This is a genomic window from Bifidobacterium scardovii JCM 12489 = DSM 13734 (assembly GCF_001042635.1).
GTDB classification, from domain to species: Bacteria; Actinomycetota; Actinomycetes; order Actinomycetales; family Bifidobacteriaceae; genus Bifidobacterium; species Bifidobacterium scardovii.
The window spans coordinates 646101-659967 of the sequence record NZ_AP012331.1; the positions used below are offsets into that span (position 1 = coordinate 646101).

Below are 13867 nucleotides of genomic sequence, written 5' to 3' on the forward strand. Positions count from 1 at the left end.
AATCCCTCACGGCCGCACGGTAATGGAGGAATTATGAAAGGAAACGCACGCAGCGGGTCCGCGACATGGTGGTCGCGGGTGTCGAAAGGCATCGTCAGACCGCTGACCTGCGCGGCGGCGGCGATCGGCATGCTGCTCGCGGTCGGCGGATGCGGCTCCACCGCGGACGCCAAGGTGATGTACTTCTGGAACGGCCTGATCGGCGACGACGGCCCGGCCATGCAGAAGATCATCAACGACTACAACGCCACCGATCCCGAGTACAAGATCGTGTTCCAGCCGATGCAGGACAAGGATCTGATGACGAAGATCTACTCCGTCGCGCAGACCGGCGACAGCATCCCCGACCTGGTCATCGCCAACCAGTTCAAGACGGCGGTGATGCACTCCCCGGGCATCCTCAACACCATCGAGGACTGGCAGAAGGTGGCGCCGGAGCTCAACGAGAAGAACTACCTGCCCCAGGCGTGGAACAACGTCATGTTCGACGGCAAGGCGTACGGCATCCCGCTGTACATGTACCAGATGGCCATCTACTACAACAAGTCGCTGGTCGAACAGTACCATCTCGAGCACATCATCGAGGGCGGCTTCGTCACCATCGACGAGGTCAAGTCGCTCAAGGGCGTGCTGCCCAAGGACATCTACGGCATGGCGTACGGCAACCTGCCATGGGCGTTCATGTCGCTGCTGTACGGCGCCGGCGGCACGCTGGAGACCAGCATGGACGACGCCACCTCGGACGCGTGGCGCAAGCCGATGCAGGCCCTGCGCGAAACCGTCGAGTCCGGCGTGGTGGCCCCGCTGAGCGTCGACAGCATGCAGGCGTTCGGATCCGGCCACGCGGTGTTCGCCCAGCTGGGCACCTGGGGCCAGGGCAACATGGCCGAGACCCTCGGCAAGGACAACATCGCGGAAGTGAACACCCTGCAGTACAGCACCGACAACTTCTCCAACTTCCTGTACCAGAACAACTGGATGCAGATCAAGGACCCCAAGCGGCCGCCCGAGCGCTCCCGCGCCGCGGCGAAGTTCATCAAGTACGTGTACGAGCACTGGATGGACTGGGCCTACGTCGGCTCCATCTCGCCCGCCTACCGCGATCTGAACAACCCCGAATACCAGAAGCTCATCCAGGCCAGCTTCACCAATTCCCAGGAGGAGCGCGACGTCATCAGAACGTCCAACTACCTCTACGGAGGGTATGCGGTGACGGCATGGAACCTCTACAACGACATCGTGTACGGCAACCTGACGCTCGACGACGGTCTCAAGGCCCTCGACAAGACGATCAAGGGCCAGATCGAAATCCAGGACCAGACGTGATCGCGCAGCGGTCAGGAAACGAGCGACAACATGACTCATACGGCAATGGCACCGTCACGATCATCACAAGAAAGGTTTGACATGAGCACAACGGCCATCGGGGCGTCGCTGGAGCAACGGCGTTCGAATTCGATGAAACGGCGCGAATCGATATGGCACGCCATGCCATACATCCTCCCGCATTTCATCATCTTCGCGATCTTCGGCATCATCCCCATCGTCTTCGTCCTCTATCTGGCGTTCACCAAATGGAACATGATCGGCGATCCGCAGTTCATCGGTCTGGGCAATTTCGCGCGCATCTTCGACCCGGACTCGTACTTCTTCTCGCTGTTCTGGCGTGATCTGTGGCACACGCTGATCTTCGTGGTCATCAGCGTGCCGCTGACGATCATCATCCCGCTGCTGCTCGCCGTGGGCCTGGAGAAGAAGGGCCTCAAGGGCGGCGCGCTGTCCCGGACCGCCGAACGGGCGGTGCTGCTGGCTGTCGGCGCGTACGACGTGGTCATGGCGGCGATCACCGTGTTCATGTATGCCGGGTGGTTCCGCGGCGAAAGCTACGCGGTGCTCGAGAGCCGCGGGCTGCTGCGCGAAGGGGCCGAAAGCGTCAGCTCGGTCATCTACGTGGCGCAGATATACGGGTTCGTGGTAGCGGCCGTTGGCGTGGTGCCGATCGTGATCGCGCTGCGCGGCATGCGCGCCGCCACGGTGTCGCGCGGGGTGATGGCGTATCTCGGCGCGTGCATGGTCTTTTCGCTGCTGACCGCCGACCTGCTTGGCGTGGTCGGGTATTCGCTGTGTCTCGCGGTCTACTGCGCCCGCAACAAGGCGATCCGTCTCGCCGCGGGGCGGCCGGCGTGAATCCCTCCGCCTGGGCTTGGGTGGGGGCGACGCGGTGGCCGGGAGGCCGGTGACGGGGTGATTATGATGAAGGCTATGGTCGATCAGGTGCAAGAAGGGGGTACCCCGCCGGCGGCCGGGGTGTCCGGGCCGGTCACGCTGGCGGATGTGGCCCGCGCCACGGGGTTCTCGCTGATGACGGTGTCCAACGCGTTGCGGGACAAGCCGAAGGTCAGCGAGGCGAACCGCGCCAGGATCAAGCAGGTGGCCCGGAGCATGGGGTACCAGGCCAACGTGGCGGCGACCATGCTGCGCAACCGGCGCAGCGGCATCATCCAGATCGTGGTCGATGATTTCGAGGTGCCGTTCCACGCCCGCGTCGCCAAATACCTGACCCAGTCCGCGCTGGAGCGGGGGTACCAGGTGGTGGTGAGGCAGTCCCTGCAGTCCCAGCAGGAGGAGATGCGGGCCCTGAATCCGGGCCCCGGACTCATCTACGACGGCGTCATCCTCGACGCGCCCAATATCACGGAAAGCCAGGTGGCGCAGCACAATCCCGGCAGGCCGGTGCTGGTCATCGGCGACTGCGAATCGTTCGTCAACGTCGATTCCATGGACACCGCATGCGCGCAGGGGGCCGCCGCGGCAGCCGAGCATCTGGTGCTGGCGGGATGCCGGCGCGTGGTGGTGCTCGGCGCCGCCCATCCGGACGATCAGGAGGCGGCGCGGGCCAGCGGCAACGGCTTCGGCCCCAAGCGCCTGGCGGCGATCGCGCGCGTGCTCGAGGAGCATGGGCTGGCCTTGGAACGGGACCAGTGCATCATATGCGTGTGGACGCTGGAGGGCGGCCGGCAGGCCGCGGCCGAGCTGCTGAACCGCGTGCCCGGCGAACGGTGGGACGGTTCGCTCGGCGTGTTGTGTCTGGCCGACACCATAGCGATGGGCGCGCTGAGGGAGTTCGCCGACCACGGCATCGTGGTGCCCCGGGACGCGAAGATCATGGGGTTCGACGACATTCCCTTCGCCGAGTACTCCAATCCGTCCATCAGCACGGTGCGGATGGACGTTCCCGCGATGGCGCGGGAGGTCATCGACCGGATGATCCGCATGATCGACGCCAATGCCGGGGATGGCGCCGATGACGGCGTCATGCACGGGCACGTGCCGTTCCAGGTGGTGGCCCGCGATTCGACGGGCGCGTAGTTTCGGACAGCTCTTTGGGGTGTTTTGGCTGGCTCCGGGCGGCTCCGGGAGGGAAACCCCGGGGCCGGGAGGGTCACGGTCAGTCGTCGAACAGCGCGTGGTCGGTGGCGGGGTATCCGGCCTCGAAGGCGAGATCGAGTCGCGAGCCGATCAGCCGGGCGAGCGTGCGCAGGGCATCGGTCCGGGTCGCCGTGTCGGAGGATGCGGAGTCGCCGGAGCTGCCCGAGCCGGTGCCGGAGTCGCCGGACGTGCCAGACGTGCCGGATGCCTCGTCGGTTCCGACCTGCCCGGTCTCGCCGGAGACGGCGGCGAGTTCCTCCCGCGCGCAGTTCGCCTCGACCACGGCCAGCGTCGAGGCGCGCAGCCCATTGGCCGGGTCGGTCGCCGTCACGGGATTCGCGAGCAGCGCGCCGACCTCGTAGACCTTCTGCCGCGGGTCGTCGGCCGGCTTGGTCCCGGCCAGCGAGATCAGGCGCTCGCCGGTGGTCTTGTGCCCGTTCGACAGGGCGAGCGAAGCGCCGCTCGCGCCGCGGGCCGTCAGTATCTCCGCGGAGAATCCGGCGCGGTCCTCCGCCAGCGCCATGCCGTCGAGCACGGTTCCGGCGATATCCAGCACATCCGTGCCGGACAGGGCGGACACGTCGGAGAGGGTGATTTCGCCGCCGCCGGTTTCGATGCCGAGCCGGCCGGCGATTGAGCGGAACAGGTGCCGGGACTGCGCCGCACGGATCGTGCCCTCGTCGAAGCGATCGGTGCATTCGGCGGCGACGTCGATCCACTGGTCCTGCGCCGTCAGCGCGGCCGCATAGCGCGCGCCAAGCGGTTGCCAGCCGTCCGCGTGCAGCGTGCTCATGACCTCCGTCGCCGTGGAATACGCGCTTTCGCAGGGGCTCATCCGCTGCTCCGATTCGGCCCTGCCCGCATACCGGGGCGCCGAGCAGGAGGCGAGCCCGGCCGCCATCGCCATCGAGAGCGCGGCGGCGAGGACACGCCTGCACGGCGCTTGGCTGCGCGCTGAATCCCGAAGACGTGTCTGCATAAGCACTTACACTAATATCTGACTGTGACCATCAGGGCCCTAGCGCTCGGAATAACTTCAAATAGGAGGTCTTGACCCATGGAACTGGACCTGTCAGGAATGCATCAGCTCGCCGCTGAGCAAGGTATTGACCCCGAGACGCTGGATGCGGCACTGTCGGAAGCGTTGCGCCTTGCGTATCTCAAAACGTCCCACGCCTCCAAGCACGCCCGCGTGGAGCTGGACAACCGCGCCGGCACCTTCACCGTGTGGGCGCAGGACGAAATCCCGACCGAACCGACCGAGGACAACCCCCATCCGGCCCCGACCCTGGGCGAGCCGTATGACGACACCCCGCGCGATTTCGGCCGCCTCGCCGCCGCCACCGCGCGCCAGGTGTTCACCCAGCTGTTCCGCAAGGCGGAGGACGACCGGGTGTTCGGCGCATTCTCCGGCCAGAAGGGCAAGCTGGTGACCGGCATCGTGCAGCAGGACGCCAAGGACCCGACCAACGTGCATGTCGCCATCGGCGACGTCGAGGCGATCCTGCCCCGCCGCGAGCAGGTGCCGGGTGAGCGCTACCGCCACGGCGAGCGTCTGCGCGTCTACGTGGTGAACGTGGCCCGCGGGCTCAAGGGGCCGGAGATCGTCGTGTCCCGTTCCCACCCCGAACTCGTACGCCAGCTGTTCGAGCGCGAAGTGCCCGAGCTCGTGTCCGGCGCGGTGTCGATCATGGCCATCGCCCGCGAGGCCGGCGCCCGCACCAAGATCGCCGTCAAGGCCAACACCGAGGGCGTCAACCCGAAGGGCGCGCTGATCGGTCCCGGCGGCGCCCGCGTGCGCGCCGTGATGGAGAACCTCGGCCCGGAGAAGATCGATATCGTCGACTGGTCCGACGATCCGGCGAAGTTCGTCGCGTCCGCGCTGTCCCCGGCCGTCGCGACCGGCGTGCAGGTGATCAGCGAGAAGAACAAGACCGCCATCGCGTTCATCCACGACGACCAGCTGTCGCTGGCGATCGGCAAGGAGGGGCAGAACGCCCGTCTTGCCGCCAAGCTGACCGGCTGGAAGATCGGCATCGAATCCGCCGAGGCGCACGCGAAGAAGACGGCGGCAGCCGACAAGTGACGCCGACGCGCCGCGGCACCGCATGGCGGCGCCGTCCGGCGGCCGACGAGGTATCGTCACCGGGGCCGCGGGCATCATCGCCCGCGGCCCCGGCGCGTGATGGGGCCGTGTCGCCACGCACATCCACCGGCACGAGTATGCTGGTCACGGAATCCGAGCGTGGCCGCCTTCTGCGGCCATGCCTTGATTTTACAGAACGAGGTAGCACGATCATGGTCGCACGATGAGACAGGGTAGGCTCTCGACAATCGAACATTGACCGCGCCTCCATACGCGCGGTCCAGATAGGAGAAATATTAGTGGCGAAAGCACGCGTGTATGATTTGGCCAAGGATCTTGGCGTCGAAAGCAAGGACGTCCTTGCCAAGCTCAAGGATATGGGCGAATTCGTCAAGTCGGCATCATCTACAGTGGAAGCGCCGGTGGTCCGCCGTCTGAAGGCGGCGTTTGCCGACGGCAAGTCCGACAACAAGCCGGCTGGTGGTTCCAGGAAGGCCACGCCGGCCACACCCGCGGCGCGGCCGACTCCGGCTGCCCCTGCGGCACGTCAGCACACTTCGGCCCAGCCGCATGCCCCCAAGCCGGGCGCGCAGGCGGTTCCGGTCCCCGCAGCACCCAAGCCGGCGTCGCCGGCCCACTCCAAGCCGTCGCAGCAGCGCGACGGGCGTCCCAACCGCGAGGGCGGGCGCGATCGCGGATACGGCCGTGACGGCGGCCGCGACCGCGAGTACGGCCGTGACGGCGGGCGCGACAACCGCGGCCGCAACGGCCAGTCGCGCATGAACCATGCGCCGCGCAACAATGACGGGCGTTCGTCCGGCCCGATGCCGCACGCGCCCCGCCCGCAGTCGCTGCAGAACGCGAATCCGGGCCAGAACCAGGGCGGCCAGCCCACGCCGGGGCCGCGTCCGGGCAACAATCCGTTCAGCCGCAAGCAGGGCATGCATACGCCTACGCCGGGTGACATCCCGCGTCCGCATCCGATGGCCCGCCCCACCGCGAACAACAACGAGGGTCGCGGCCGTGGCGGCCGTCCGGGCCAGGGCCGCGGCGGTTTCCGTGGCCGTCCGGGCCAGGGTGCCCAGGGTGCACCGCGTCCCGGCCAGTGGGGCCATAACCGTCCGGGTCAGGGCGGCGCTCAGGGTCGTCCGGGCCAGGGCGCCCAGGGCGGTCGTCCGGGTCAGGGCGGCAACCGCTTCGGCGGCTCCGGCCAGGGTGGCTATCAGGGCGGCGGCGCGCCGAGCAACGGTCCCGCGCGCACCGGCGGCCGCGGAGGCCGCGGCGGCGCCGCAGGCGCGTTCGGACGTCAGGGCGGCAAGTCCTCGAAGGCCCGCAAGAACCGTCTTGCGAAGCGTCAGGAGTTCCAGGAGCTGAAAGCTCCGGTCATCGGCGGCGTGCGCATCCCGACCGGCAACGGCCAGACCGTGAAGCTGCGTCAGGGCGCCTCGCTGGCCGATCTGGCGGAGAAGATCAACGTCAACCAGGCCGCGCTGGTCACCGTGCTGTTCCATCTCGGCGAGATGGCCACGGCCACGCAGTCGCTCGACGAGTCGACCTTCCAGATCCTCGGCGAGGAAATCGGCTGGAACATCAAGATCGTGTCCGCCGAAGAGGAGGACAAGGAGCTGCTGCAGCAGTTCGACATCAACCTGGATGACGAGGAGCTGCAGGAGGACGAGGACTTGAAGCCGCGTCCGCCGGTCGTCACCGTCATGGGCCATGTCGATCACGGTAAGACCCGACTGCTCGACGCGATCCGCAACACCAACGTCATCGCCCGTGAGGCCGGCGGCATCACGCAGCGCATCGGCGCCTACCAGGTGACCGTGGATCTCGATGGGCAGAAGCGCAAGATCACCTTCCTCGATACCCCTGGCCACGAGGCGTTCACCGCCATGCGTGCCCGCGGTGCCGAGCTCACCGATATCGCGATCCTCGTGGTCGCCGCGGATGACGGCGTGATGCCGCAGACCGTCGAGGCCATCAACCACGCGCAGGCGGCCCACGTGCCGATCGTCGTGGCGGTCAACAAGATCGACAAGCCGGGCGCGAACCCCGACAAGGTGCGCGGCCAGCTCACCGAGTTCGGCCTGGTGCCGGAGGAGTACGGCGGCGACACGATGTTCGTCGACATCTCCGCCAAGCAGGGCACGAACATCGACAAGCTGCTCGAATCCGTGCTGCTCACCGCCGACGCGGAGCTCGATCTGCGCGCCAACCCGGATATGGACGCCCGCGGCGCCACCGTCGAAGCCCGACTCGACAAGGGCCGCGGCGCCGTGGCTACCGTGCTGGTGCAGTCCGGCACGCTGCACGTCGGCGACGCGATCGTGGCCGGTACGTCCTATGGCCGCGTGCGCGCCATGCTCGACGAGAACGGCCAGCACATGAAGGAGGCCGCGCCGTCCACGCCTGTGCAGGTGCTGGGCCTGACCTCCGTGCCGACCGCCGGTGACCTGTTCCTGGTGGCTCCGGACGACCGCACCGCCCGCCAGATCGCCGAGAAGCGCCAGGCCACCGAGCGTGCCGCCCAGCTGGCCAAGCGCCGCAAGGTCGTCTCGCTCGAGAGCCTCAAGGAGCAGTTCGCCAAGTCCGAGGTCGACATGCTCAACATCGTCATCAAGGGCGATTCGTCCGGCTCCGTCGAGGCGCTGGAGGACTCCCTGATGAAGATCGAGGTGTCCGACGAGGTCGGCATCCAGGTCATCCACCGCGGCGTCGGCGCGATCACCCAGAACGACGTCAACCTCGCCACGGTCGACAAGGCCGTCATCATCGGCTTCAACGTGCGTCCGAACCGCCAGGTCGCGGACCTCGCCGAGCGCGAGGGCGTGGAGATCAAGTACTACTCGATCATCTACAAGGCCATCGAGGACATCGAGGCCTCCCTCAAGGGCATGCTCAAGCCGGAATACGAGGAGGTCACCACCTCCCACTCCGAGATCCGCGAGATCTTCCGCTCCTCCAAGTTCGGCAACATCGCCGGCGTCATGGTGCAGGACGGCGAGGTCAAGCGCGGTACGAAGTGCCGTATCCTGCGCAACGGCGTCGCCACGGTCAACGACCTCGAGATCTCCTCGCTGCGTCGCTTCAAGGACGACGTCACCTCGGTCGCGGAGGGCTACGAGGCCGGTATCAACCTCGGCTCCTTCAACGACATCGAGATCGGCGACATCATCGAGACCTTCGAGATGCGCGAGATCGAGCGCAAGTAGGCCAACGGCCGGCTCCTTCGGCTGGCCGGGCGCGCGGACACCGCGGCCCGGTGCCATGCGAGAGCGCGTGCGAAGCGCCCGTCCCCTTACGGCGGCGGGCGCTTCGCCGTTGTCAGGCCATTGACGGGCCGTGGCATGGGCCGGGGGATGTGCGACGATAGAACCCAAGAAATCCATGTATCACCATTCAAATCGAGTGCAAAGGAAACACTGATGGCAGGAACGAACCCGCGCGCCGCGCGCATCGCCGCGCTGATCCAGCGCGTCGTCGCCTCGTCGATGGAGGCGCAGCTGCATGACAAGCGCCTTGCGAACGTGACGATCACCGAAGTGCGCGTCACCAACGATCTGCAGATCGCGAAGATCTACTGGACGCAGCTGGGGCACGAAGGCAAGGAGGACGGCGAACGCCGCCGCGCCAAGCAGGCCCTAGACCAGGCGAGAGGCCGTCTGCGCACGCTGGTCGGTACCAAGGCCGGTCTGCGCCTGACCCCGCAGCTGCAGTTCATCTTCGACGAGGTGCCCGGCGAGGCGACCGAGATCGAGGACATTCTTCTGGTGGCGCGCAAGCGCGACGAGGAGCTCGCCAAGGCCCGCTCGAACGCGCATTATGCCGGCGAGGCCGATCCGTACAAGCATCCCGACGAGGATGACGACGATTTCGACGACGATTTTGACGACGACGAATCCGACGATGCCGATGATCCGGACGACGGGTACGGCGACGCCGTCGAGGTCGAGGAATTCGACGGGTCCGAGGAATCCGGCAGCGCGGCCTGACCGGCGCGCAGCCCGGTACGCCGCGGTTCTGACACAAGGGGAGTGGATATGGCATCGCAAGGGCCGCAGCCGTCCGGGCTGCTGATCGTGGACAAGCCGCAGGGCGTGACCAGCCATGACGTGGTGGCCGCCGCGCGCGGCGCGCTGCATACGAAAAAGGTGGGCCACGCCGGCACGCTCGACCCGATGGCCACCGGCGTGCTGGTCATCGGCTTCGGCAACGCCACGCGCCTGCTCAACTACATCGTCGACCACGACAAGACGTACGAGGCGACGATCAGGCTCGGGCAGTCCACCGACACCGACGACGCCGACGGCACGCCGATCGCGCCGGACGGCCCGGCGGCGTCTGCCGGTTGTGCCGGTCACGGTACCCGGCGGGACGGTACGCAGGAGGATGCGGACCTGCGGATGCCTGATCGCGCCGCCGTGGAGCGCGCGATCGCGGAGCATTTCCTCGGCGACATCGAACAGGTGCCGAATGCGTTCTCCGCGATCAAAATCAACGGCCAGCGGGCCTATGACCTGGCCCGCGAAGGCAAGGCGGTCGAACTCAAGGCCCGCCCCGTCACGATCGGCGAGTTCACGGTGCTCGACGCGCGGTACGGGTATACGGACGCGTCCCGTGCCGGCGCGCCGCTTGCGGCGGCGAACGACTTCCCCTCGGCGGCGCAGGTGGTGGATCTCGATGTGCGCGTGAGCTGCTCCTCCGGCACCTATATCCGCGCATTGGCGCGCGATCTGGGCGCGACGCTCGGCGTCGGCGGTCATCTGACCCGACTGCGCCGCACGCGCGTCGGCCGGTTCGCGCTTGACGGCGACCATGCGGCCCACGCCGTGACCGCGCACGTCGAAACCCGCACCTTCACCAATCGCGACGGGGAGACCGTGACCCGGAACCGCGCGGTGCTCGACGCGGCCGGCGAGGAGCTGCTGTCCCGCGCGCTGACCATGGCCGATGCGGTCGCCGCGGCGATGCAGACGGTCGCGATCAGCGGGCACGACGCCGCCGAGCTGCGCTTCGGAAGGCGCATCCCCTGCGGTGGCAAGGGCATCGCGGCCGCCGTGGTGCCGGAAACCGGCGACGTCGCGGCGATCGTGGAGCGCACCGGGCGCGGCGAGGCCAAGCCGGTGACTGTGTTCGCCGCCTGACGCGCGCGGTAGCGTATGGTGCCCCGCCGGTGGAGGCTGTCGGCGTAAGCCGACTGGGGTGGTCCGACGGTGCCGTGAGGAGTTTTTCAGGTATCCGAGAAACGGACGAGCTGCTAGAGTGGATGCGATTGATTCGTGACGCGCGGCACCGCGCAACCGACCAGAGGAACCCAGAGGAACAGCATGAAGATCACCCGACTCACCCCCGACCCGACCGGCTTGGTAGCATGGCCGACACTGAGCTCGAACAAGAAATCCGTGGTGACCGTCGGCGTGTTCGACGGGTTCCACCAGGGGCACCGGGCGGTCGTCGAGCGGGTGGTGGAACTGGCCGCCAAGGAGCGCGCCTTCTCCGTGGTGATCCTGTTCGACCCGCGCCCGGGACTGGTGCACCGGTACGCCGCCGAGCACCATGGCATGGACCCCGATGAGGGCATCGCCGATACCGAGGCGCTGACCGGCGTGGACGAGCGCATCCGTCTGATGCGCCAGATGGGCGTCGACCATGTGCTGCTGGTCCGCTACACGCTGGCGTTCGCCGCCAAGTCCTACCGCTTCTTCCTCGGCCAGCTGGTCGGCAAGATCGGCATGCGCACGCTGGTGCTCGGCCAGGATGCGGCCATGGGCAAGGATCGGGCCGGCGACGTCAAGGCGATCGAGAACCTGGCGCTCGCCACCGGCGTCTTCGAACTGGACGTCGTGGACGACCGCGGCCCCGGATACGTGCGCATCCCGGCCGATGCGGCGCCGCATATGCCGAGCGAGCCGGGCGAGCCGAAGGACCCGACCGAGGGCATGACCAAGGCCGAGCTGCGCGCGTGGAGCAAGAAGCATCAGGGGCGCAAGCAGCGTATCTGGAGCTCCACCAATGTCCGGTATCTGCTTGGGCAGGGCCGCATCGTCGACGCGAACGCGATTCTGGGTCATCCCCACGCCGTCGAAGGCACGGTGATCCATGGCGAGGAGCGCGGGCGCACCATCGGATTCCCGACGGCGAACCTCGAGGAACCGGTGGTCGGGTATCTGCCGGTGGACGGCGTGTACGCCGGCTGGCTGGTCGATCTGGGGGAGGAGCGCGATACGGTGCCCTCGAACGGCGATGCCGAGGCGACCTCCCGCGTGGCCTCGGACGACACCGCCCGCATCGCCCCCCACTCGCCGTGGCGGTGGCCCGCGGCGATCTCGATCGGCACCAAGCCCACATTCAGCGAGAAGACCGGACTACACGAGCGGGTGATCGAGGCCTATGCCGTCACCGATGACTGGCTCGACCTGTACGGGCACCGCGTGCGCATCGAATTCGCCGGATTCTTGCGCCCCCAGGTGCGTTTCGACGGCGTGGACGCCCTGAAGGACGAACTGGCCCGCAACGTCGAGGAAACCAAGCGCCTCACCGCCTGACGCAACGTATGGCTCCCCTCATAGAGGGGAGCTGTCGGCGTAGCCGACTGAGGGGAGCAGAGCTGCACGCACCAAACCCACTAGTGCCGGAAGTGGCTGAAGAACTCCTTGGTCTCCGGGTTCTGCGACTCGTCCATGACCTCGCGCGGCGTGCCGTTCTCGGCGATGACGCCGTGGCGCAGCAGCACGATGCGGTCGGCCGCGTCATGCGCGAAGCTCATCTCGTGCGTGGCCATCAGGATCGTGGTGCCCTGGTCCTTGAGCTCGGCGACCATGTTGAGCACCTCGCCGACCAGCATCGGGTCGAGCGCCGAGGTGATCTCGTCGAGCAGCAGCAGTTCGGGGTCGGTCATCAGCGCGCGGGCGATCGCCACGCGCTGCTGCTGACCGCCGGACAGCTGATCCGGGTAGGCGGAGGCCTTCGCGCGCATGCCGATGCGGTCGAGCAGCTCCAGCGCACGCGATTCGGCGCGCTCCTTGTCCCAATGGTGCACCTTGATCGCCGCCAGGGTGACGTTCTTGAGCACCGACATGTGCGGGAACAGGTTGAACTGCTGGAACACCACGCCGATGCGCGCGCGGATTCGGTCCTGATTGGCCCGCGGGTCGGTGATGTCGGTGTCGCCGAGCCAGATCTGGCCGTCGTCCACCTGCTCGAGCAGATTCACGCACTTCATCAGCGTGGACTTGCCGGAGCCGGACGGGCCGAGCAGCGCCACGACCTCATGGCGGCGCACCTCGAAGGAGATGCCGCGCAGCACCTGCGTGGAACCGAAGGACTTGCGGATGTTGTCCAGCCGCAGGATGGCGTCGCTGCCGGACTTGGCTGCCGGCGCGGCGGCCGGAACGCCCTGTGCCGGCGAATGCTGATCGTTCAGAGTGCTCATACCGTGCCTCCACTGAGCTCGCGGGCGCGCAGACGCGCCGAATACCAGTCATTAAGCAGAATGAACGGCACGCTCATGATGATGAACAGCACGCTCGCCACCACGTACGGGGTGAAGTTGTAGGTGCTGGCCACCTGGATCTGCGCGGCGCGCACCGCGTCGACGGCGCCCAGCACCGAGATCAGGCCGACGTCCTTCTGCATGGCGATGAAGTCGTTCATCAGCGCCGGCGCGACCTTGCGCAGCGCCTGCGGGATGATGATCATGCGCATGGTCTGCCCCGAGGTCAGGCCCAGCGAACGCGCCGAGGCGCGCTGCGAGGGGTGCACGTCCTGGAATCCGGCGCGCAGCACCTCGGCGACGTATGCCGAGTAGGTCATGATCACGGCGATGGTGCCGAGCACCGACGCCGGGATGCGCCCGAAGATGCCGAGACCGGGGATGCCGAAGCCGATCAGGTACAGCACGACGATCATCGGGATGCCGCGCATCACCGTGGTGTAGATCTGCGCGAGCGCGCGCAGCGGGAACAGGATCGGGGACCGGCTGATGCGCATGACGGCGAGCAGCGTGCCCAGAATGCCCACACCGATCACGGCGAAGAACAGCACCTCGACGTTGAGCCACAATCCCTTGAGCACTTCGGGGAAGGACGAGACGAAATACTTGGCGGAGAAGAACGACTCTTGGACCCTTGACCATCCGGGAGACATCTTGAGCAGGGTGACGGCCAGCACGGCCAGCACGATGGTGCTGATGACGCTGGTGACCACGGACTGCAGGTCCTGGCGGCGGCGGTACTGCTGCCGTTTCAGCTCGACCTCGCTCACGTGGCTTGCGACTGTTGATTCACGTTGTGGCATAGTAGTTATTCAACCACCAAATCTTCCCAATTATGATGTCCTGTCCGTTACGGA

Annotated in this window: 11 protein-coding genes; 8 read left to right on the plus strand and 3 right to left on the minus strand. The window is 67.1% G+C overall.

Features of this window, described 5'->3' with window-relative positions; translation table 11 throughout:
* The first annotated feature begins 33 nt into the window (after window positions 1–33).
* The 3 genes from BBSC_RS02665 to BBSC_RS13160 all read left to right on the plus strand — a co-directional run bounded on the left by BBSC_RS02665 (window position 34) and on the right by BBSC_RS13160 (window position 3369).
* Entirely contained in the window at window positions 34–1326 is a 1293-nt protein-coding gene (locus tag BBSC_RS02665) for an ABC transporter substrate-binding protein (protein ID WP_081892813.1), read from the plus strand.
* An 81-nt stretch (window positions 1327–1407) separates the two neighbouring features.
* Window positions 1408–2187 carry a hypothetical protein gene (locus BBSC_RS14150; protein ID WP_231648948.1) on the plus strand — a complete coding sequence of 260 codons (780 nt, stop codon included), beginning with the start codon at window positions 1408–1410 and terminating at the stop codon, window positions 2185–2187.
* A gap of 63 nt (window positions 2188–2250) precedes the next feature.
* Window positions 2251–3369: a LacI family DNA-binding transcriptional regulator gene (locus tag BBSC_RS13160; protein ID WP_081892814.1), complete on the plus strand. Its 1119-nt coding sequence runs from the start codon at window positions 2251–2253 to the stop codon at window positions 3367–3369.
* 79 nt (window positions 3370–3448) lie between these two features.
* On the opposite strand, the gene BBSC_RS02685 is transcribed toward BBSC_RS13160, so the two are convergent.
* Complete coding sequence (locus tag BBSC_RS02685; RefSeq protein WP_051923105.1) at window positions 3449–4222, minus strand: hypothetical protein; 774 nt, start codon at window positions 4220–4222, stop codon at window positions 3449–3451.
* A 264-nt stretch (window positions 4223–4486) separates the two neighbouring features.
* On the opposite strand from BBSC_RS02685, the gene nusA reads away from it, so the two are divergent.
* The 5 genes from nusA (at window position 4487) to ribF (ending at window position 12063) form a co-directional block, all read left to right on the plus strand.
* Window positions 4487–5515, plus strand: coding sequence for a transcription termination factor NusA (nusA, locus tag BBSC_RS02690; protein ID WP_033516487.1), 1029 nt, complete (start codon window positions 4487–4489; stop codon window positions 5513–5515).
* A gap of 299 nt (window positions 5516–5814) precedes the next feature.
* A complete protein-coding gene (gene infB, locus BBSC_RS02695) occupies window positions 5815–8730 on the plus strand; it encodes a translation initiation factor IF-2 (protein ID WP_033516485.1) in 2916 nt (971 codons plus the stop codon).
* A gap of 213 nt (window positions 8731–8943) precedes the next feature.
* Window positions 8944–9510: a 30S ribosome-binding factor RbfA gene (gene rbfA / locus BBSC_RS02700; RefSeq protein ID WP_033516483.1), complete on the plus strand. Its 567-nt coding sequence runs from the start codon at window positions 8944–8946 to the stop codon at window positions 9508–9510.
* A 48-nt stretch (window positions 9511–9558) separates the two neighbouring features.
* Entirely contained in the window at window positions 9559–10662 is a 1104-nt protein-coding gene (locus tag BBSC_RS02705; RefSeq protein WP_033516481.1) for a tRNA pseudouridine synthase B, read from the plus strand.
* A gap of 183 nt (window positions 10663–10845) precedes the next feature.
* Entirely contained in the window at window positions 10846–12063 is a 1218-nt protein-coding gene (gene ribF, locus BBSC_RS02710; RefSeq protein WP_033516479.1) for a bifunctional riboflavin kinase/FMN adenylyltransferase, read from the plus strand.
* Between the two features lie 80 nt (window positions 12064–12143).
* On the opposite strand, the gene BBSC_RS02715 is transcribed toward ribF, so the two are convergent.
* Window positions 12144–12950 carry an amino acid ABC transporter ATP-binding protein gene (locus BBSC_RS02715; RefSeq protein ID WP_231648947.1) on the minus strand — a complete coding sequence of 269 codons (807 nt, stop codon included), beginning with the start codon at window positions 12948–12950 and terminating at the stop codon, window positions 12144–12146.
* Window positions 12947–13813, minus strand: coding sequence for an amino acid ABC transporter permease (locus tag BBSC_RS02720; RefSeq protein ID WP_033516477.1), 867 nt, complete (start codon window positions 13811–13813; stop codon window positions 12947–12949). The genes BBSC_RS02715 and BBSC_RS02720 overlap by 4 nt, the downstream gene beginning before the upstream one ends.
* Window positions 13814–13867: the final 54 nt, after the last annotated feature.